21 protein-coding genes and 2 tRNA genes are annotated in these 22,043 nt (G+C 31.6%); 19 read left to right on the top strand and 4 right to left on the bottom strand.

Annotated elements, in window-relative coordinates:
• The first annotated feature begins 254 nt into the window (after positions 1–254).
• Complete coding sequence (locus tag N534_RS0112460; protein ID WP_028892802.1) at positions 255–932, top strand: hypothetical protein; 678 nt, start codon at positions 255–257, stop codon at positions 930–932.
• A 99-nt stretch (positions 933–1,031) separates the two neighbouring features.
• Positions 1,032–2,732, top strand: a complete 1,701-nt coding sequence (locus N534_RS14820; RefSeq protein ID WP_051435925.1) for a tetratricopeptide repeat-containing sensor histidine kinase — start codon at positions 1,032–1,034, stop codon at positions 2,730–2,732.
• On the opposite strand, the gene N534_RS0112450 is transcribed toward N534_RS14820, so the two are convergent.
• The gene (locus N534_RS0112450) at positions 2,715–3,212 is read right to left on the bottom strand and encodes a metallophosphoesterase (RefSeq protein WP_028892801.1); all 498 of its coding nucleotides are present in this window, start codon (positions 3,210–3,212) and stop codon (positions 2,715–2,717) included. The genes N534_RS14820 and N534_RS0112450 overlap by 18 nt on opposite strands.
• Positions 3,213–3,495: 283 nt before the next feature.
• Between N534_RS0112450 and truA the strand changes: the two genes are divergently transcribed.
• The 3 genes from truA (at position 3,496) to N534_RS14815 (ending at position 6,533) form a co-directional block, all read left to right on the top strand.
• Positions 3,496–4,230: a tRNA pseudouridine(38-40) synthase TruA gene (gene truA, locus N534_RS0112445; RefSeq protein ID WP_028892800.1), complete on the top strand. Its 735-nt coding sequence runs from the start codon at positions 3,496–3,498 to the stop codon at positions 4,228–4,230.
• On the top strand, positions 4,230–5,996 hold the full coding sequence (locus tag N534_RS0112440; RefSeq protein ID WP_028892799.1) for an ABC transporter ATP-binding protein: 1,767 nt from the start codon (positions 4,230–4,232) through the stop codon (positions 5,994–5,996). The genes truA and N534_RS0112440 overlap by 1 nt, the downstream gene beginning before the upstream one ends.
• 69 nt (positions 5,997–6,065) lie before the next feature.
• A complete protein-coding gene (locus N534_RS14815) occupies positions 6,066–6,533 on the top strand; it encodes a hypothetical protein (protein ID WP_051435924.1) in 468 nt (155 codons plus the stop codon).
• A gap of 55 nt (positions 6,534–6,588) precedes the next feature.
• Here N534_RS14815 and cdaA read toward each other — a convergent pair whose 3' ends face one another.
• Positions 6,589–7,371 carry a diadenylate cyclase CdaA gene (gene cdaA / locus N534_RS0112430; protein ID WP_028892798.1) on the bottom strand — a complete coding sequence of 261 codons (783 nt, stop codon included), beginning with the start codon at positions 7,369–7,371 and terminating at the stop codon, positions 6,589–6,591.
• Positions 7,372–7,432: 61 nt separating this feature from the next.
• Positions 7,433–8,251, bottom strand: coding sequence for a dihydropteroate synthase (gene folP / locus N534_RS0112425; protein WP_028892797.1), 819 nt, complete (start codon positions 8,249–8,251; stop codon positions 7,433–7,435).
• An 80-nt stretch (positions 8,252–8,331) separates the two neighbouring features.
• On the opposite strand from folP, the gene N534_RS0112420 reads away from it, so the two are divergent.
• From N534_RS0112420 to N534_RS0112405, 4 genes are all read left to right on the top strand, one after another.
• Positions 8,332–8,877: a DUF1599 domain-containing protein gene (locus tag N534_RS0112420; RefSeq protein WP_028892796.1), complete on the top strand. Its 546-nt coding sequence runs from the start codon at positions 8,332–8,334 to the stop codon at positions 8,875–8,877.
• Positions 8,878–8,895: 18 nt separating this feature from the next.
• Positions 8,896–9,867: a DoxX family protein gene (locus N534_RS0112415; protein ID WP_028892795.1), complete on the top strand. Its 972-nt coding sequence runs from the start codon at positions 8,896–8,898 to the stop codon at positions 9,865–9,867.
• Between the two features lie 139 nt (positions 9,868–10,006).
• On the top strand, positions 10,007–10,399 hold the full coding sequence (gene crcB, locus N534_RS0112410) for a fluoride efflux transporter CrcB (RefSeq protein ID WP_028892794.1): 393 nt from the start codon (positions 10,007–10,009) through the stop codon (positions 10,397–10,399).
• Positions 10,400–10,468: 69 nt separating this feature from the next.
• Positions 10,469–11,173, top strand: coding sequence for a crotonase/enoyl-CoA hydratase family protein (locus N534_RS0112405; RefSeq protein WP_028892793.1), 705 nt, complete (start codon positions 10,469–10,471; stop codon positions 11,171–11,173).
• Positions 11,174–11,207: 34 nt separating this feature from the next.
• On the opposite strand, the gene N534_RS0112400 is transcribed toward N534_RS0112405, so the two are convergent.
• Entirely contained in the window at positions 11,208–11,816 is a 609-nt protein-coding gene (locus N534_RS0112400) for a DUF1684 domain-containing protein (RefSeq protein WP_028892792.1), read from the bottom strand.
• 361 nt (positions 11,817–12,177) lie between these two features.
• Between N534_RS0112400 and N534_RS0112395 the strand changes: the two genes are divergently transcribed.
• The 10 genes from N534_RS0112395 (at position 12,178) to N534_RS0112350 (ending at position 21,990) form a co-directional block, all read left to right on the top strand.
• Positions 12,178–12,408, top strand: a complete 231-nt coding sequence (locus tag N534_RS0112395; protein ID WP_028892791.1) for a hypothetical protein — start codon at positions 12,178–12,180, stop codon at positions 12,406–12,408.
• A 147-nt stretch (positions 12,409–12,555) separates the two neighbouring features.
• Positions 12,556–12,630, top strand: a tRNA-Pro gene (locus tag N534_RS0112390).
• Between the two features lie 150 nt (positions 12,631–12,780).
• A tRNA-Thr gene (locus N534_RS0112385) sits at positions 12,781–12,854 on the top strand.
• 98 nt (positions 12,855–12,952) lie between these two features.
• Positions 12,953–13,558, top strand: a complete 606-nt coding sequence (gene udk / locus N534_RS0112380) for a uridine kinase (protein WP_028892790.1) — start codon at positions 12,953–12,955, stop codon at positions 13,556–13,558.
• Between the two features lies 1 nt (position 13,559).
• Positions 13,560–13,883: a septum formation initiator family protein gene (locus tag N534_RS0112375; protein ID WP_028892789.1), complete on the top strand. Its 324-nt coding sequence runs from the start codon at positions 13,560–13,562 to the stop codon at positions 13,881–13,883.
• Complete coding sequence (locus N534_RS0112370; protein ID WP_028892788.1) at positions 13,876–15,222, top strand: methylmalonyl-CoA mutase subunit beta; 1,347 nt, start codon at positions 13,876–13,878, stop codon at positions 15,220–15,222. The genes N534_RS0112375 and N534_RS0112370 overlap by 8 nt, the downstream gene beginning before the upstream one ends.
• Entirely contained in the window at positions 15,215–17,278 is a 2,064-nt protein-coding gene (gene scpA / locus N534_RS0112365) for a methylmalonyl-CoA mutase (RefSeq protein WP_028892787.1), read from the top strand. The genes N534_RS0112370 and scpA overlap by 8 nt, the downstream gene beginning before the upstream one ends.
• Before the next feature lie 5 nt (positions 17,279–17,283).
• The gene (locus tag N534_RS0112360; RefSeq protein ID WP_038006084.1) at positions 17,284–18,162 is read left to right on the top strand and encodes a phosphatidylserine decarboxylase; all 879 of its coding nucleotides are present in this window, start codon (positions 17,284–17,286) and stop codon (positions 18,160–18,162) included.
• A 105-nt stretch (positions 18,163–18,267) separates the two neighbouring features.
• Positions 18,268–21,414 carry a cytochrome c biogenesis protein CcsA gene (ccsA, locus tag N534_RS0112355; RefSeq protein WP_028892785.1) on the top strand — a complete coding sequence of 1,049 codons (3,147 nt, stop codon included), beginning with the start codon at positions 18,268–18,270 and terminating at the stop codon, positions 21,412–21,414.
• 60 nt (positions 21,415–21,474) lie between these two features.
• A complete protein-coding gene (locus N534_RS0112350; RefSeq protein ID WP_028892784.1) occupies positions 21,475–21,990 on the top strand; it encodes a hypothetical protein in 516 nt (171 codons plus the stop codon).
• The last annotated feature ends 53 nt before the right edge of the window (positions 21,991–22,043 follow it).

Genomic DNA, 22,043 nt, shown 5'->3' with positions numbered 1-22,043 from the left:
TCAATTTTTCTTTAGTCCCCCAGATTAAGAAGAAGCCCCCCGAGTCTATACATTATCATACATCGCTTAACAACTACTACAAATGAAAACAATAGCGATGTACGCGTTATTAAACATAGTATAGAAAACCCCTTCATTTTGTTTTCTTTTATATCCCCTAAGAGATATGATCCCCCGTCTCTTAATACCTATCCTAAGTACATCGCTATTTTATAAAACATTAACATAAAATAGTATAATTTATAAATTTAGTCATGAAAAAAATCACTCCTTATTTCCTTGCTTTAAGTTTAAGTTTTTTATTTGCATCTTGTTCATCAAACGAAACGGAGGTGGTTGAAGGTACTCCTGAAAACTTATTACAATCGTATACTCTTAAAAGAGATGCTACTGGTGCTTACTCTATTGATTTTAACACGACCAACAACACAGATGTCACAACAATAACCAATGTAGACAATTCAAAAGAAATTATATTAGCGGAAACTAAACAAAAAACTGCTACAAAACACTCTAACGATTTTTCAATTGAAAACGATCAGTTAAAAATAGGTTTTTTAGAAACTAACAGAGGAAAAACAACTAAAATATATGTTGAAGACGATAATATCACCTTAGCAAAAGGAGTCACTGAATTTTTAAATTCTTACAGTATTACAGCAAATGTAGACGGAACATATACATTAAACTTTACTGTGAATGATAATGTAGCTGCAGATTTTAACTACAACGAAGAACTTAAAACTCATGAAGTGCATTTGTCAAATGGTACTTCAACCCAAAAAACATTCTCAAGAGAACTCAAAATACAAACTGATTCAAATATATTAAGATTAGATTTTGTAAACCATAAATACTCAGCTAGAGATGAAGAAATAGCAGATACTGAAAGAAAACCAAAATCTATAATCATTGGTGATGCTGTGATTTAAAAAAAACAAATTAACTTTGACTAACTCATGATAAAAGAAAAATTAGTCGCTATAATACTTTTTTATTCCATTTTATCCTTCAGCCAAAAAAAGGATGAAATGGAACTTATTAATGATTTTAAAAAATCAGAAGAGTTTTTTACCAAAAAAAAATACAGTATTTCACTTGAAAAGAGTTTAAGTTTGTTTTCGAAATTGGATGCTACCAACTATTCAGAATTATATTTTAGAACCTCTTTTTTAATCGGTGATATATTCAGAGAGACTAATGACCATAGAAAAGCAATAGTGTACTACAAAAAAGCATTAGAAAGTTTTAATACTCAAAACAATTTAACAGAAAAAGAAAAAACAGGCTTATCTCCTTCTATCAATAACATTAATCTAAACAAACTTTTATTACGAGTTGGAAGTGAATTTCATATCATTAAAGAAAAAGACAGTGCTATTAATTACTACAAAAAAATACTTAACAGCAACACTCTCAATCAACTTGACTTAACAACTAAAGCCAGTGCTTTTAGTAATTTATCTAATATTTACAGAGAAGATTCTATTTATGACTTAGCAAAAAAATACTCTTACGAAGCTGTAAAAATATACAGAAAAGCAAATAAAAAAGTCTTAGAATCTGCTGCCCTTGGTAACTTAGCTAGTATTCATTTAGAACAAAAGGATTATGAAAAAGCAAAAAAAATTTATTTAGAAGGTCTAGATTTAATAAAAATGGACTCTAGTAGTAGAGCTACGAGATATAAAGAATTTCTTTACTTCAATTTAGCTTATACATTATATCTGCAAAAAGACTACAGAGCCTATGATTATCAAGAAAAATCTTATAACATTAAAGATGATTTAAAAGATGTTGAAATAAGGAGAATTGTAGATGAAATTTACACTAGACATGAACTAAATTTAGAAAAAGAAAAAACTGCTTTAGTTGAAGAGCAACGAAAATTAGAAGAAGCTCAAGAAGCGAAAACTTCATTACTTTTTGCTGCTCTAAGCTTCTTAGTTTTAATAATTTCTGGAGTAATCATCTACAACTATAAATTACGTCAAAAAAACCTTCACCTTAAACTATCTGAAAGCAAACTTATTCAGCAACAAAGCATTGAAAAATTAAAATCTGAAGCGCAAATAAAAATATTAAACGCTACAATAGATGGGAAGGAGACCGAACGCAAACTCATAGCAGAAATACTACACGATAATGTTAGCGCTTTACTATCTTCTGCTAACATGCATTTAACAGCTACCAAGAAACAATTCAATGGGGATACTCCTCAAGAAATTGATAAAACTCAAGCTATCATTTCTGAAGCCTCGCAAAAAGTAAGAGACTTATCACACAACCTAGTATCGTCTATCTTATTAAAGTTTGGATTAGAATACGCTATTAAAGACGTTACTAAGAAATATTCTAATAGCGAACTTAAGTTTGAAGTTTCTGCTCAAAATATCAATCGATATAATCAAGAATTTGAAATAAAAATATTTAATGTTATTCAGGAACTTATTAACAACATTTTAAAGCATAGTAAAGCTCAACATGCCGAAATAATATTGAAAGAGGAAGAGGATCAACTAACCGTTCTCGTTAAAGATGATGGGGTAGGTTTTTCTACCTCGTCTTCTTCTTTTTCAGATGGCATTGGTCTAAATCAAATTGAGGCAAGAATTCACATCATGAGTGGGAAATTAACTATTAATTCAAAAGAAAATATAGGGACTTCTATTTATATTTCTGTCCCTATTTTAAAACAACAGAAAAACTTTAAATTAACTTCTGTTAGCTAATTCAATTATTTCCATATTTTTTATTTCTCCCTTATCTATTTCAAACCGAAGCATCGTTCTAACCTTATGGAAACCATGTTTACCTGCAGCTCCAGGGTTTAGGTGAAGTAAATTCAGTTTTTCATCATACTGAACTTTTAAAATATGTGAATGTCCACAAATAAATAATTTAGGAGGGTTCCTTTTTAATTCTTCCTGAACTCTATAATTATATTTATTAGGATACCCTCCAATATGTGTAATCCAAACTGACACCCCCTCAATTAAAAATCTATTATCTAGCGGGAACTCTGCTCTAGCATTATTATCATCGATATTTCCATAAACTGCCCTTAGTGGTTTAATATCTTTTATCATATCAGTAACGTGCAAATCACCAATATCACCTGCATGCCAAACTTCATCCGCTTGCTTTACAAACTTTAAAATTTGATCATCTATAAAACTATGTGTATCAGAAAGGAGTAAAATTTTCTTCATCAAGACAAAACTAATGAATTACAAACCAAAAAAAAATCCATAATTAAACATTATGGATTCTTTAGAATAAGGGGTAATTAATGAAAGGGGAATTCACTATTATTTAAACAATGAAATTCATGAGGGACTTCATCATTATATTTTTCAAGGCAACAAAAATAAAATAAGTAACCAAACAATCTGTTAACATATGTTAATAAAACTCAAAAACATTATTTAATCTTTAGTATTTAACTTTTCAAGTCAGAATTTCATAATTTAGCTCTTTAAAATTTTTACATATTTGAGGTACTTTATTGAGTTAGCATACAACGGAAAAAATTATCATGGTTGGCAGGTACAACCACATGCAATTTCGGTTCAAGAAGTCATAAACAAGGCTATTAGTACTATTTTACGACAAGAAATCAACATTGTTGGTGCTGGTAGAACAGATGCAGGTGTGCACGCTTCGCAAATGTTTGCTCATTTTGATGTTGCATCACCTTTAAATGATGATTTCACTTACAAACTCAATGCTATTTTACCCGATGACGTGGTAATATTTAACACCTTACTGGTGCACAAAGATGCTCATGCTCGTTTTGATGCTAATAGTAGAAACTATGAGTATAAAATATGGTTAGGTAGAAATCCGTTTTTACTAGAAACTAGTTGGCAGTTGCATCATCAACAATTAAACATTGAGTTGATGAATAAAGCTGCTGCTATTTTATATGAATACGAAGATTTTGAGTGTTTCTCAAAAGTAAAAACAGATGTTAACACATTTAATTGCACAGTAACCAATGCTGAGTGGATAAAAAAAGGTAACGAACTTACTTTTCATATTAGTGCTAATCGTTTTTTAAGAAACATGGTTCGCGCCATAGTAGGCACATTAATTGATGTTGGCCTTGAAAAAATTACTATTGATGATTTTAAAAAAATTATTGAAAGTAAAAACAGAAGTAAAGCTGGTGTTTCAGCTCCAGCAAAAGGTTTATTTTTAACAGCAGTAACATACGACTATATATAGTGAGTAAAGCAACAGGAAAAGCATTTGATATTAAAATTTTTGCACGACTAATGAGTTTTGCAAAAAAATACCGCCTACGTTTTATCGTTGCTGCGGCTTCAACAGTATTATTAGCAGGGTTTTCAGTTCTTACCCCTGTAATTTTAATGACTGCAATCGATGATTTTACAACAACTAAAAACGCGACAACACTATTGTATTTTACAATAGCCATGATCATTGTTTTATTAATTCAAGTCCTATTTCAGTTTAGCTTTATTTATAATGCCAATTGGGTAGGACAACATATCATAAGAGATATAAGAGCCAAAACTTTTAGAAAAATTCTAGAATTTAAAATGAGTTATTTTGACAACTCATCTGTAGGTAAACTAGTAACTCGGGTAGTTTCTGACATAGAAACCATTTCAAACTTTTTCACCCAGGGGGTTTTTATGATAGTAAGTGATATTTTATTAATGCTTATTGTAATAGCTGTAATGTTTTATAAAAACTGGCAGCTTGCTTTAATTGCACTTGCTACCTTACCTGTACTAATTTATGCTACTAAATTATTTCAAATAGCTATAAAATCTACCTTTCAAGATGTACGTAATCAAGTGGCTAATCTTAATAGTTTTGTGCAAGAAAGAGTTACAGGAATGAAAATCGTGCAGCTTTTTAATAGAGAACGAATTGAGTACAAAAACTTTATTGACATTAACAATAAACACAAAAAGGCACATATTAAAACTGTTTGGTACTACTCTATCTTCTTCCCTATTGCAGAAATACTTTCTTCAATAGCTATTGGATTAATTGTTTGGTATGGTGGACTACAAGTTATAGAAGATAGTGCTGTTAGCCTAGGTGCTATTATCGGTTTTATAAAAATGGCTCAAATGCTTTTTAGACCGTTACGACAAATAGCAGACAAATTCAATCAATTACAAATGGGGATTGTTGCTGGTGAACGTGTTTTTAACGTAATTGACACAGACAGTTCAATAGATAAAAACGGAACTATTATAGCAGAAAACGTTAAAGGAAATATCAGTTTTAAAAATGTACATTTTAGTTATATAAAAGGAGAAGAAATTTTAAAAGGAATCAGCTTTAATGTAGAAAAAGGGCAAACCGTAGCTATTGTTGGTGCTACAGGCGCTGGTAAATCAACTATTATAAACCTTATTAGTCGTTTTTATGAAATTGATAGCGGAGTTATTGCTATTGATAATATTCCTGTTCAAGATTATGAAATTTCTTCCTTACGACAAAAAGTAGCCGTAGTATTACAAGATGTCTTTTTATTTTCAGACACTATTTTAAATAACATTACCCTACGAAACGAAAACATCTCTTTAGATCAAGTTCAAAAAGCAGCTAAACAAATAGGGATTCATGACTTTATTATGAGTTTACCTAATAATTATCACTACAATGTAAAAGAACGCGGAGGTATGCTTTCGTCTGGTCAACGTCAATTAATTGCTTTTTTACGTGCCTATGTTAGCAACCCAAGTATCTTAATTTTAGATGAAGCCACCTCTTCTGTTGATGCCCACTCTGAGCAAATGATCCAATATGCTACTGATGAAATTACAAAAAACAGAACTTCAATAGTAATTGCACACCGTTTAGCAACTATTAAAAAGGCTGATATTATTATAGTTATGGATAAAGGTCGTATAGTTGAAAAAGGAAATCATACAGAATTATTAAAAAAACATGAGGGTTATTATAAGAATTTGTATGAAAAACAGTTTAATAGTGAAACAGTGATGTAAATAAATTTGTTTACATCAATCAAAATATTACATTTGTTATTCAATCTAAAAACTAAAAATCAATAAACGATGAAAAAAGTAATTTTATCAGTATTTGTAGTTGGTGCTTTATTAGCTACCTCTTGTAAAAACACTAAAGAAGATGCTAAAGACGCTACTAAAGATGCTGTTGAAGCTGTAGAAAATGCTACTGAAGAAGCTACAGATGCTGCTACTAAAGCAGTAGAAGAAACTACTGAAGCTGCTACTGAAGCAACAGAAGAGGCTGCTGAAGCAGTAAAATCTGCAATTGAAGGTATCGAAATTCCTGAATTTGAAGATCCTAAAGTAGGTGAGTATTTACAAACTTATTCTCAATACGCTAAAGATTATATCGAAGCTAAAGGTGATGTTGTTAAAAATACTGAATTAGCTAAAAAAGGTGTTGAATTAGCTACTCAAGCTAAAGAGATCGTTGCTAACTTAGATGAAGCTGCTGCTGAAAAATTCAATAGCGTTATGACCGCTATTCAATCTAAAATGGCTCCTGCTCAATAATTTTTTTGACACGGAACACAATAAAAAAAGGCTCGCAAATTGCGAGCCTTTTTATTTATGCCATTACATCTTTTTCTAATTTTTTATGGAGTTCTTCTAATGATTTATACAATACAAACTCTCCGTCTTTTATGTATGAGATTTCTCCTGTTTCTTCTGAGACCAGCAAACAAATTGCATCTGTTTTTTCAGAAACTCCAATCGCAGCACGGTGTCGTAAACCAAAACGTGCAGGTATTTTTGCACTGTCAGAAACTGGTAAAATCACGCGAGTTGCAATAATGTAGTTATCTCTAATAATTGTTGCCCCATCATGTAGCGGACTATTCTTATAAAAAATACTTTCAATTATAGCTTCATTGACTAAAGCATTCATTTTATCACCAGTATTCACTAAAAAATCAAGGTTATTCGTTTTTTCTATTACCAATAACGCTCCAGTTTGCGTTCTAGACAAGTTAGTGCAAGCTCTTAATATAGTTTCTATATCTATTTCTGAATGAATCTCAGATTTTAAAAATTTTAGTTGATTTAAAAAACCTCTTTTAGTAGAAAAATTCGTAGTTCCTATCATTAATAAAAACTTCCTGATTTCTTGTTGAAATACAATAATCAGCGCGATAACTCCTCCTGAAAGTAAATACCCCAAAATACCACTTAACATCTCCATGTTTAGAGCTTGAGTAACTTTCCATATTAAAAAGATAAAAGCTATTCCAATTACAATATTAATTGCTACCGTTCCTTTTAATAATTTATAAATATAAAAAAGTAGCATAGCTACTAAAAAAATATCCAGCACATCCAAAAACGAAAAGTCGATAAAATCTAGGTTCATTAATTTTCTTGAAGTTTTTTAATGTTTAAAATAATCTAAACAAGTAAATGTAAGCATTTTATTATAACTGATTTACAATCGTTACAGCCTCAACTGCTTCTTTTACATCATGCACTCTTAAAATATGCGTTCCGTTTAACAAAGCGATAGTGTTGGCTACCGTAGTTGCATTTAAAGCTTCTTGAGCTGAAGTACCTAATAACTTATACAACATAGATTTCCTTGAAACTCCTGTTAAAATAGGAGCATCTAAATTTTTAAACAATGATAATTTTTTAAGCAATTCATAATTTTGATCAACAGTTTTTCCAAAACCAAAACCTACATCAATAATTACATCATTTACTTTTAATTGACGAAGTTTAAAAAGCTGTTCTGCAAAAAAAGAAATTACTTCAGTAACTACATTTTCATACTGTGGATTTTGCTGCATATTTTGTGGTATACCTTGCATGTGCATCATTATATACGGAACTTGCAATTTCGCCACAGTTTCAAACATTCTCTCATCCATATTTCCTCCAGAAATATCATTTATTATTGCAGCTCCAGCATTAATAGACTCTTCTACTACCCTGCTCCTAAAGGAATCAATTGAAATAAAAATTTCAGGAAAGTTTTTCACCAACAACTCAACCACAGGCAAAATTCTTTGTAATTCTTCTTCCTCAGAAATATGCTTCGCTCCTGGTCTTGAAGAATACGCTCCAACATCTATGAAAGTAGCACCTTCATTCAACATCTTTTCTGTTTGAGTCAAAATATCATGTTCGTTTTTATACTTTCCTCCATCAAAAAAAGAATCAGGAGTTACATTTAAAATCCCCATAACCTTAGGTGTTGTTAAATCTACCAAGGTTCCTTTACAATTAATTGTCATTACACTAAATTTCTAAGTAAAAATAAATGAAAAGCTTGTAATATTTACTATTTTTGGTCGAATACTTTTAAATAGGAAAGATGCAAGACACCTCAAAACAGTATGATGCTGTAGTTGAAGAATGTAAAAGTTTATTTATCAAAAAAATGAGCGATTATGGTAGTGCTTGGAGGATTTTAAGACTTCCATCACTAACCGATCAAATATTTATTAAAGCACAACGCATTCGTCAATTACAAGAAAATACTGAGCGAAAAGTTGATGAAGGAGAAAAATCAGAGTTTATTGGTATCATCAATTATTCTGTAATGGCATTAATTCAAATAGAATTAGGCGTTGTTGAACAGCCTGATTTAACTACAGAGCAAGCCACCGAACTGTATAACAAACACATAAAAATCTCCAAAGAGTTAATGGAAAATAAAAACCATGACTATGGTGAAGCATGGAGAGATATGAGAGTTTCATCACTAACCGATTTAATTCTACAAAAACTACTTCGTGTAAAACAAATTGAAGACAATCAAGGTAAAACTTTAGTTTCTGAAGGAATTGATGCTAATTATCAAGATATGATTAATTATGCTATTTTTGCCATGATTCACCTTTCTGAATCAGAAAATTAACCTAAAACAACCCCTAATATGATTTTAAAATTATTGACTCATATTTCAAGAGTACTAGTAGGATTACTATTTATCTATTCTGGATTTGTAAAATTGGTAGACCCTATTGGATCTCAATACAAGTTTGAAGAATATTTTAGTGCTGGTGTACTAAACTTAGAGTTCTTAATACCATTTGCTTTACCTTTTTCTATCCTTTTAATTGTTACCGAATTAGTTTTAGGTATTATGCTTTTAGTTGGTTACAAAGCAAAATTCACCGTTTGGAGTTTATTTGGTATTAACCTTATATTTTTATTTTTAACTTGGTATTCTTACACTTATAACAAGGTTACTGATTGTGGTTGCTTTGGAGATGCTTTAAAACTTACACCAAAAGAAACGTTTTATAAAAATGTTGTGTTTATGGTATTTATTATAATCCTAATTTTAGGAGTTAAATACATAAAACCTTTCATTTCTAGTAAAATTGCTTCCATAACAACTTTTACTTCAGTTTTTATATCACTTCTAGTAACGTATTACGTGCTACAACACTTACCGATTATTGATTTCAGGGCTTATTCTGTAGGAACTGATATTGCTGAAGGAATGAAGTACCAAGAAGGAAGCGATGACATCCCTCCTATTCATGATTTTATGATTGAAACTGACGAAGGCGATAAATTAGAAGAAATGCTAGCTAAAGAAAAAGCAATGCTAATCGTTATGTCTAATTTTGATAAAACTGAGGAAGAAGGAATTTCAAAAGTTTCAGAAGTAGCAAAACAAGCTAGCGAACAAGGTTATGAAGTTTATGTATTAACTGCTTCTTATATTGAAGATTTAGCAGCTACCCAACAAAAATATGGGCTACCATACACTTTCGGATTCTGTGATGAAACTGCCTTAAAAACTGTTATCAGAGCCAACCCTGGTATCTTAACTGTTAAAAATGGAATAATTACTGGAAAGTGGAACTGGACAGACGCTGATGATGTAGAACTATAAACCGCTACATAATTTATATATAAGCAAAACCTCACAAATTTGTGAGGTTTTCTTATTTTAGCACATACAGAAAACCGATTAGAACTACTTTAAAGTTCTCTTACAGGTTATTATCAAGCTTTAATTTAGAAATATTTTTGTGAAACAATTTTTATTAGTTTTTTTAGGCGGCGGAATAGGAAGCGTATTACGATACATCATTGGAAAAGCATTAAACAGCTCACAAACAGGAATTCCTTACGGAACTTTTACTGCTAACATTTTAGGAAGCCTACTTATCGGAATTATTTTAGGATTAGCTGCCAAAAACCAAGCTTTAACACAAAACCACACTTTATTATTAGCTACTGGTTTTTGTGGTGGTTTTACCACTTTTTCAACCTTTGCTTACGAAAACCATGTTTTCTTAAAATCAGGTGATTTTAGCAGTTTTGCTCTATACACCATTGCTAGTTTTATTATTGGTTTTTTGGCTGTTTTTGCAGGAATTTTCTTAGTAAGTTACCTTTGGGGAAACCCACAAAATCTTTAATTAAAAACATTTAAATTGAAGAATTACTCTAAAAAACAATCCTCAATCATCAAAAAATTCACTTAACAAATGAACGAACTTATACAATACACCTCGGCAGATAACCATGTAATGATAACAATTACAAACGGTAAAGCCAATGCAATTTCTCATGAAGTAATTGACGCTTTAAATACTGCCTTTGATAACGCCGAAAAAGAAGAAAAACCAGTAATCTTAACTGGGCAACCAGGAATTTTCTCTGCTGGTTACGACTTGAAAAGCATGACACAGTCTGCTGATTCTGCTTTAGAATTAGTTACCAAAGGTTCAGAATTATCGCACAGGATGTTATCTTTTCCTTACCCTATAATTGCTGCTTGTTCAGGACACGCTGTTGCTAAGGGTGCTTTTTTACTTCTTTCTGTAGATTACAGATTAGGTATTGAAGGAGATTTTAAAATTGGACTGAACGAGGTTATGATTGGAATGACCATGCACAATGCAGGTATCGAAATTGCTAAAGCTCGTCTTTCCCCTATTTATTTTGAGAGAAGCGTAAGTTGTTCGGAAATATACAATCCGAAAGAAGCTGTTACTGCAGGATTTTTAGATAAAATCGTTCCACAAGAACACTTACTACCCACCGCTTTTAAAATTGCTGAAATGTTTACCAAGCTAAACAAAAAAGCACATAAAGAAACAAAATTAAAGGTTAGAAAACCCTATTTAGATTTACTAGCTAAAGCTATTGAACAAGACACTAAAGAAGGATTAACCCCTCCTTCAAAATAAAAAAATCCTGCGCTTGCAGGATTTTTTTTATTGATTAAGGTTTTTTATAAGCCATTACTCCAGCTTTAATTTCTATGTCTAAATAATTCTCTTGAGGAGTAATAGGACACGAATAACGATCGCTGTACGCACAATACGGGTTATACGCTTTATTAAAGTCAATTATAACGGTTCCGTCTTTCTTTATATCTGTGGTGTATACATCTATATAACGTCCTCCTTTATAAGAAGTGTTACCATTCGTGTTATCTAAAAATGGTAAAAATAAATGATTAATATATTCAGAGTCAGGGTTTATATCTTGATAAATAGCTAGCTCAAAATCTTTTCCATCTATAGAAAAAGATAACACTCCATATTTTCTATACAATACTACTCTATCTGTTGTTGTAGGAAAATTAAAAACAGGCGCATCTGGTAATAACTCCAATTTAGCATTTACAGTATATTCATCATCAATCGGAAAAAAATCTAACCCTTTAAACTCTTTTAATCCTTTTTTTGTTAAAGGTGATTTTGAAGCATCTTTAAATTTGGTATTCATTTCTATCTGGAAATCAGACTCTCCTAAAACTGCTCTTTTTCCCTGACTCTTGCATGACAAAAACACAAAAGCAAAAACTATTAAAATTATTTTTTTCATTTTGTAATTATTTTTTCTAACATAAACAAAAATACTGTATTCTCACTAAAACACTACAATTCCTTAACAAATCATTAAATGAATAGTCAAAAATTGTTAATATTCTGCTAATAATTTGACATAACAAATAAAAATTACTATATTTATCTTTATAGATTATGTCTATAATTGATATAAAAAGATTTTTGGGCTCTATAAGAAAAATTTATAAACCTATAAAGTAAATTGATAAGTTTACCTATAGTAAACATAAAGTTTCTTCTAAATTTGTCGCCCCAGTTATTTTAGGGGTTATTTTTTTAACCAAATCAATTACCAGACAAACCTAAAAGAAAATTTTAAATTAAAATTGGTAGATTTTATGAAATCAGAATTAATCAATAAGGCAGAAGAGTTTGAAAACAGAAAATTCAAATTTGTGACTACTAGCGATAGAATTTTAGCTGCTAGAGAAGCAAAAGCTCTAATTTTAGAGATTAACGAGGTATACAAAAAAACAAAAGACACTACGTTAATGGACATCATGAAACGTTTAACAGCTGTAAAACAACGAATTGAAAAACGTTTAAAAGGTAAACCTTTAACTGCCTAAACAATAAACAGTGTTTTAACGCGTTAACAATATATACATAAGAATTGTAGTTATATTAACTACTACTCTCATTATAATATTTATTCTTGATAAAGTTCTAAGTAAATTTACTTAGAACTTTTTCTTTTTAAATATATTTGTACTCATCGGGATGTAGCTTAGTCCGGTTAAAGTGCTGGTCTGGGGGACCAGAGATCGGTGGTTCGAATCCACTCATCCCGACTTCTTATTTTTTTCTTCACTTTTTTTACCCCAAAACAAACTAACTTTCAAACACTTAAAAAAAACATCAAAAAAAAGTCACCTAAAAAATAAAAAAAGTTTTTGCAGTATCAAAAAACGTTATATATTTGCCACGCTTTAAAGGAAAACGCCGATGTAGCTCAGCTGGCTAGAGCAGCTGATTTGTAATCAGCAGGTCGTGGGTTCGAGTCCCTCCATCGGCTCAAAAGCCAAAAGCGCTAACAAAAGTTAGCGCTTTTTTTATGCGCTTATTTTACTAAATTTGTCATAACTCTATTTTTACAAAGATTTAATGAAAAACATATTTGTTATTGGTATTGCAGGAGGAACAGGAAGTGGAAAAACTACTGTAGTAAATCAAATTATTAATGAGCTCCCTGCTGATGAAGTATGTGTTATCTCTCAAGATTCTTACTACAAACAAACTGATAGCCTTACTTACGAAGAACGTACCAAAATAAACTTCGATCATCCAAGAGCCATTGATTTCGATCTAATGGTTCAACACTTAACTGAGTTAAAAAATGGAGAGATTATTGAACAACCAGTATATTCGTTTGTAGCACATAACAGAACTAAAGACACTATAAAAACACATCCGAGAAAAGTTATCATTATTGAAGGTATTTTAATCTTTAATAGCGAAGATCTTCGTAACTTGTGTGACATTAAAGTTTTTGTACATGCTGATGCTGACGAACGCTTAATTAGGCGCGTCAGAAGAGACATTAAAGAGCGTGGTAGAGATGTTAATGAAGTTTTAAACCGTTACCAAACTACTTTAAAACCAATGCATCAACAATTTATTGAACCTACAAAAAATTACGCTGACATTATTATACCAAATGATCGATATAATACTGTGGCTATTGATATTGTAAGAACCGTAATTAACGATCGCTTATAACATGAATTTCAAATCAATTAAAAACAAACCATCCTTTAAAATCGCTACTAATATTTACGTAATTATACTTACTGTATTTGTAGTTTGGATGCTTTTTTTTGACGAAAATTCGTACCTTACACATAGGGAGTTTAATTCCGAAATTAAGGAACTGAAAAGTTGGATTGAGTATCATGAAAAGAAAATCAAAAAAGACAAGCAAACGATACAACAACTTCAAGACTCTCTTCAACTAGAACGCTACGCTAGAGAAAAATATTTAATGAAGAAAGATGATGAAGATATTTATATTATTGAATTTGACACCATAAAAAGTAATGAGTAATTATTTATTTGAAGATTTTAACGGAGTTAACCCCGCTGAATGGAAACAACAAATACAAGTAGACCTTAAAGGAGGCGACTATAACGAAACCTTATTATGGAAGACAGAAGAAGGAATTACTGTAAAACCTTTTTATACTAAAGAAGATAGAACAAACACGAAGGTTAACATCCCTAAAGAAGGTTTTAGTATTTGTCAGTCAATTTTTATTAACGATGAAGAAAAAGCCAATGCTTTTGCTATTGATTCACTTCAAAGAGGTGCTTCATCAATCCAATTTTTAGCTAAAAAAGAGTTTGATTACAAAATATTATTAAAAGGAATTGACACAGAAAATATCACAATCTATTTTTCATTAGATTTCTTATCCTCAGACTTTATTAAAGATGTATCCTCTTTTATAAACTCTGAAAAATGTTACTTTAATACAGATATTATTGGTCATTTAGCAAGTTCAGGAAACTGGTATTCAAACCTTAAAAGTGACCACGATCAACTTGAAGAAATAGCAAACAATTCACAAAATGCTATTTGTGTTAACGCTTCAATTTATCAAAATGCAGGAGCAACAATTACACAGCAACTAGCTTATGCTTTAGCACATGCTAATGAATATTTAAATCACTTCGGAAGTTCAGTTACTAGCAACATTCATTTCAATTTTGCTGTAGGCAGCAATTACTTTTTTGAGATTGCCAAACTAAGAGCTTTCAGAATTTTATGGGATTCTTTATTAAGCGAATACAACGCCCAAGCAACTGCTCATGTTTTTGCTCAACCAAGTTTACGAAACAAAACCATATACGACTATAATGTAAACATGCTTCGTACAACTTCTGAATGCATGAGTGCTATTTTAGGAGGAGCAAATACAGTAACTAATAATTCATATGATAAAATATTCCATCACCCAAATGAATTTGGTGAGCGTATTTCAAGAAATCAGTTATTAATTTTACAACAAGAAAGCCAGCTTGCTGAAGCACAAAACATTGCAGATGGAACATATTATATTGAAACCATCACTCAACAACTCGCACAAAAAGCACTTGAAGTTTTCAAACAAATAGAACAAGGTGGTGGCTTTTTAAAACAACTGAAAGAAGGCGTTATTCAACGAAAAATAAAAGAATCCGCTAAAAAAGAACAAGACTTATTTGATTCTGGAAAACTAGTATTACTAGGCACCAACAAAATCCAGAATGAAAATGATAAGATGAAACAAGACCTAGAAGTTTCTCCTTTCTTAGAGGTACGTAACGAAAAAACCTTGATTCAACCAATTATTCAAAAACGATTAGCTGAAAAGCTTGAACAAGAACGTTTAAAAAATGAGTAGAAAAGATATATCAAACATACAATTACCTAAAAAACAAGCAGCAGTAAACAACTCTTTCAAACATGAAGATTTTGTTGCTGGTATTGCTCCAAACTTACGCGGCCCCTACTCTACCATGTATGTTCGTAGACCTTGGACAATTCGTCAATACGCAGGTTTTTCTACCGCAGAAGAAAGTAATGCTTTTTACCGTAGAAATTTAGCTGCTGGCCAAAAAGGTTTATCCGTTGCTTTTGATTTAGCTACACACCGAGGGTACGACTCAGACCATGAACGTGTACAAGGTGATGTTGGAAAAGCTGGAGTAGCTATTGATTCTGTTGAGGATATGAAAGTTTTATTCGATCAGATCCCGCTAGATAAAATGTCGGTTTCCATGACTATGAACGGAGCCGTTTTACCTATTTTGGCATTTTATATTGTAGCAGCCGAAGAACAAGGTGTAGCTCCTGAATTATTATCAGGAACTATTCAAAACGATATATTAAAAGAGTTTATGGTGCGTAACACTTACATTTACCCACCTACTCCATCAATGAAAATTATTGCTGATATTTTTAGATATACTTCTGAAAATATGCCTAGGTTTAATTCAATTTCTATTTCTGGGTACCACATGCAAGAAGCTGGTGCTACAGCAGAAATTGAATTAGCATACACTTTAGCTGACGGATTAGAATACATAAAAAAAGGATTGGAAGCAGGAATGGATATCGACACCTTTGCTCCTCGCCTATCTTTTTTCTGGGCTATCGGAATGAATCATTTTATGGAAATTGCCAAAATGCGTGCAGGTAGAATGTTATGGGCTAAATTGGTAAAACAATTCAACCCTAAAAATCCAAAGTCGTTAGCATTAAGAACTCACTGCCAAACTAGTGGATGGAGTTTAACTGAGCAAGATCCTTTTAACAACGTGGCTCGTACTGCAATTGAAGCTATGGCTGCTGCATTCGGAGGCACACAAAGCTTACACACCAACGCTTTAGACGAAGCAATTGCCTTACCTACCGATTTTTCAGCGCGCATTGCTCGTAACACACAAATATATTTACAACAAGAAACCCATATTACAAAAACGGTTGATCCTTGGGCGGGTAGTTATCATGTAGAAAAACTTACCGAAGAAATCGCCAACAAAGCTTGGGAGCTAATTCAAGAAGTTGAAGAATTAGGAGGAATGACCAAAGCTATTGAAAAAGGGATTCCTAAAATGCGTATCGAAGAAGCTGCTGCCATAAAACAAGCCAAAATTGACAGTAGTCAAGATATAATTGTTGGTGTTAATAAATATCAGCTAAAACAAGAAGACCCTTTACATATTTTAGAAGTTGATAACGAAGCCGTTCGTCAATCTCAAATTGATAGACTAAACGATTTAAAATCAAAAAGAAATCAAGCTGAAGTTGACAAAACATTGAGCGATTTAACTGAATCTGCTAAAACAGGTAAAGGAAATTTATTAGATTTAGCAGTAAAAGCTGCAAGAAACAGAGCCACATTAGGTGAAATTTCTGACGCCCTTGAAACTATTTTCGGACGTCATAAAGCAGTGCATAAAACCATATCTGGCGTGTATAGTAAAGAAATAAAAGATGACGAGTTATTTAAAAAGGCTACTGAACTAGCTGATAAATTTGCTGAGTTAGAAGGACGTCGTCCACGTATTATGATTGCTAAATTAGGACAAGATGGCCACGATCGTGGTGCTAAAGTAGTAGCTACAGGATATGCTGACTTAGGTTTTGATGTAGATATAGGTCCTTTATTCCAAACTCCGCAAGAAGCTACCAAACAAGCTATAGAAAATGATGTACATATTTTAGGTATCTCATCATTAGCTGCAGGACACAAAACCTTAGTTCCTCAAGTTATTGCTGAACTTAAAAAATATGGCCGTGAAGATATTATGGTTATTGTTGGTGGTGTAATTCCTGCACAAGACTACCAATTCTTGTTTGATGCTGGTGCCGTAGGTGTTTTTGGTCCAGGAACTAAAATTGCACAAGCTGCTATTGACATGTTAACTATTTTAATTGATAGTACCGAAGAATAACGGTTATGAAAATAAAATTCATTGATAGAAAAACAGGTAAAATAATTACCGAAACCCCTCCTGGAGAAGGGTACTTAAAATTGCTATACAACAATCCGTTTGGTAAAATGGCTTTATTGCCATTGGTTAAGCGTAAATTTTTATCATCATGGTATGGTAAGCTCATGAACAAACCTAACTCTATTAACAAAATAAACAGTTTTGTTAGAGAGCTTCAAATTGACATGAACGAAGCTGAAAGGCCTTCAGAAGATTATATTTCTTTTAATGATTTTTTCTATCGAAAATTAAAACCTGACGCTCGTCCTATTGAAAAAGGTTTTGTTTCTCCTGGTGATGGAAAAATGTTAGCCTTTAAAAATATTTCAGATATTCAAAACTTCTTTGTTAAAGGACGAAAATTCACCTTAGAAGAATTTTTAGGCAACAAAGAACTAGCCACAAAGCATAAAGACGATTCTTTAATTATACTTCGATTGGCACCTAACGATTATCATCGTTACCACTTCCCTTACGACGGAATTCCTTCTGAAGTAACAAAAATTAAAGGACGTTATTTTTCAGTATCACCTTATGCTTTAGCTTCAAACTTTACCAAAGTATTTTGTGAAAACAAAAGAGAATTCTGCACTTTAAAAACACAGAATAAAGGAGATATTATCATTGCTCCAGTAGGCGCTACGATGGTTGGAAGTATTATTGAAACTTACATCCCAAATATAAAGGTGAAAAAAGGGGACGAAATGGGCTATTTTGCTTTTGGTGGGTCTACTATTGTATTATTGGTTGATAGCTCAAAAATCACTATTGACGAAGATATTTTAGCTAACACTAAAAACAAAATGGAAACCTTTGTTAAAATGGGAGAACAAATAGGAAATTAACCTACATAACTTTAACATTTTACATTTTAAAAATGATTAATTTCTTAGGGTGATTAGAGCTTTAATCCGTAAATTTGCGTCGTTTTATACTTAGCAGATTTACTGATGAAAAAAATCTTAGACACCCTCTACTCTACCCGTTTAATGGCCGTATTATTTTTTGCTTTTGCCATTGCCATGGGAGTTGCCACTTTTATTGAAAATGACTACGGAACACAAACCTCAAAAGCATTAGTGTACAACACTTGGTGGTTTGAGTTAATCATGGTATTTTTTGTAATCAACTTTTTTGGAAACATTTTCAGGTACCGATTATATAAAAAAGAAAAGTGGGCTGTATTATTATTTCATGTGTCTTTCCTTTTAATTTTAATTGGAGCAGGTATTACAAGATACATCAGTTATGAAGGTTTAATGGTTATTGATGAAGGAGAAACCACTAATCAATTCTATTCAGAACACACTTATTTAAATGTGATTATTGATAATAGCGAGTTTCAAAAAACTACCGCTAATAAATTACTACTCTCTGCATGGGGCAAAAACTCAGCTACTTTTACAGAAAACTTCAAACCTCAAAAAGATGGAAAAAATCATGAAGTTACTTTTAATTTAGTTGATTATATTCCTTGGTCTGAGACTAAAATGATACCCGATGAAAACGGAACAGAACACTTGTTTTTTGTTGAAAGCTCTGATGGAACTAGACATGAACACTATGTTAAAAAGGGTACTATAGAAAACATTCATAATATTTTAGTTGGTTTTGAAGCTGAAGATAGAAACGCTGCCTCAATTAACTTCTTCTATGAAGATGGTAGTTTAAAAATGACTTCAAAAAATGATGGTGATTGGCTTAGAATGGCTGATCAAAAAAAGGGATTAATAGTTAAAGATAGCACACAACACTTCCAGTTTTTAACACTTCATAACATAAATGGATTACAATTCGTTGTTCCAAAATCACCTGAAAAAGGAGAAATTAAAACGGTAAGAGGTAAAAAAGACGATCAAAAGTACGACACCGTTATTTTTGATATTACTGCTAATGGAGAAACTGAACGTGTAGAGTTTTATGGAGGTAAATTTAACGTGGCTAATCAGCAAGAATTTAGCGTTGGTGATTTAAACTTCAGAGCTTGGTATGGTTCTAAATTATTAGAAACTCCTTTCAGTGTAAAACTAAACGATTTTCAATTAGAAAAATACCCTGGTTCAGAAAGTGCTGCTGCCTATGCTAGTGAAGTTACAGTAATTTCTCCTGAAGAAACTTTTGATTATAGAATTTACATGAACCATATTTTAGATTATAAAGGGTATAAATTCTTCCAATCTAGCTATAAAATCGAAGGTGAACACGAACAAACTCACCTATCTGTAAACCATGATTTTTGGGGTACTTGGATTACCTATATTGGTTACTTCTTATTATTCTTTGGTATGACTGCTATATTATTTGTAAAAGGAACTCGTTTTTACGACTTAAAACAATCGCTAGTTAAAATCCGTAATAAAAAAGCCAAATTATCAGTAATCGCTTTATTTATTTCTTTAGCTGGTTTTAGTCAACACAAACAACATGAACCTAAACAAATTACTGAAGCTCAAATTGATTCTATTTTAATCGCAAACAAAGTAAACAACAAACACGCTGATTTATTCAGTTCTTTAGTTATTCAAGATGCTGGAGGACGTATGAAGCCTGCTCATACTTTTGCTTCGGAATTAGTTAGAAAAGTAGCACATGTCGATAAATTTAAAGACATGGATCCTAGCCAAATTTTACTATCTATTACAGAAAACCCAATGCTTTGGTTAAATGTTCCTTTTGTGTATCTAGAAAAAGGAAACACACAAATTAGAGAAATTTTAGGTCTTCCAGAAGACACAGAATATGCTCGTTTTATTGATTTTTACAATCCTGACGGTTCTTCTAAAATTAGTAAGCTTGTTGTTGAAGCTGAAAAGAAAAGAATTCAAAATAAATTTGAACAAGACGCTATTAAAATTGAAAGAAGAGTTTGGTTATTATCGCAAGCCTTAGGAGGCGGTATTTTACGTATTTACCCAATCCCTAACGACGAAAACAACAAATGGGTTTCGCAACCAGAAACACTACAAGCTAATTTTAAAGCAACAGACTCTGTTTTTGTACGTCAGTCATTACCTGTATACTTACAGTTGTTACAAGCTTCAAAAAAATCGGGAGATTATACTGAAACCAACAAGGTTTTAGAGGGAATTAAGAAATTCCAACAAAAATTTGGTTCAGAAGTTATTCCTTCTAAAGACAAAATCAATTTAGAAATAGCTTACAACAAACTAAATATTTTTGTAAAGCTTTCTAAATATTACGGATATGCAAGTTTACTTTTAATTGTATTTGTTTTCTTTCAAATTTTCAACAACAAACCATGGATTAGTAGTGTTGTGAAAGCATTGATAGGTGTTGTAATTTTCTTATTTATTTTTCATCTATTAGGATTAACAGCTAGATGGTACATTAGTGGTAATGCTCCATGGAGTAATGCTTATGAGTCTATTATTTTTGTTGGATTAGCAACTATGTTGTTTGGATTAATCTTAGGAAAAAAATCTTCATTAACAATTGCAGCATCAACATTTTTAGTTTCGATTATTTTAGCTTTTGCTCACCAAAACTGGTTAGATCCTGAAATTGCCAACTTACAACCAGTATTAAACTCTTGGTGGTTATATGTACACGTTTCTATAATTGTTGCCGCTTACGGACCTTTCTTTTTGGGAATGATTCTTGGAATATTTGCTTTATTCTTAATCATTTTCACAAACAAAAAGAATAAAAAGAAAATGGATTTACACATTAAAGAGTTAACAATTATCAATGAAATGGCGTTGACTGTTGGATTGGTAATGTTTACTATTGGTAACTTTTTAGGAGGAATGTGGGCAAATGAAAGTTGGGGACGTTATTGGGGCTGGGATCCTAAGGAGACTTGGGCTTTAGTTTCTATAATGATATATTCTTTTGTATTACACATGCGATTAATACCTGGTTTACGAGGAAGATATACATTTAACTTAGCATCTATCATTGCTATTGCTTCTATTATGATGACTTATTTCGGGGTAAACTTTTACTTATCAGGACTGCATTCATACGCTAGTGGAGATAAAGTAATTACTCCAACATCTGTATATTATTCTGTAGCATTTGTAGCCATTTTAGGAATTGCCGCTTGGATAAAAAACAAAAAGTATTACAAGAAATAAGTTGACAGTTTTTCTGTTAAAAAATGTATTTTTGCAAACCGACAAAAAGAAAAAACAATTATGTTCAATAAAAATATAAAATTAGCTCTAGCTGCATTAATAACTGTATGGTCTGTGTATGAATTTACCCAAGGGCATATAATGAATGGAATATCAATACTTTTACTTGCTGGACTATTTATTTTATTTTACTTCAAAAACGAATTTATTCTTTTAGCTTTTTTACAGCTACGTAAACAAAACTTTCCAGGGGCACAAAAATGGCTAGGATATATTAAAAATCCTTCAGCAGCATTAACTAGAAAGCAAGAAGGTTACTATAACTACTTACACGGAATTATGTTATCTCAAACGAACATAACTCAAGCTGAAAAGTATTTAAAGAAAGCTGTTAAATTAGGTTTAGCTATGGATCATGATTTAGCCATGGCTAAATTACAGTTAGCAGGAATAGCAATGACTAAACGTAGAAAAAGAGAAGCTACAAATTTAATGGCTGAAGCTAAAAAACTGGATAAGCATGGAATGCTTAAAGAGCAGATGCAAATGATGAAGCAACAAATGAAGAAGATTTAATTCTTCCTTAATTTGTTCATTTTATATTTTGTACCTTTATTTGCTAACAAAAA

This window comes from Tenacibaculum sp. 47A_GOM-205m (assembly GCF_000518405.1).
Lineage (GTDB): Bacteria > Bacteroidota > Bacteroidia > Flavobacteriales > Flavobacteriaceae > Polaribacter > Polaribacter lutimaris.
This window is presented reverse-complemented; position numbering and strand designations above follow the sequence as displayed.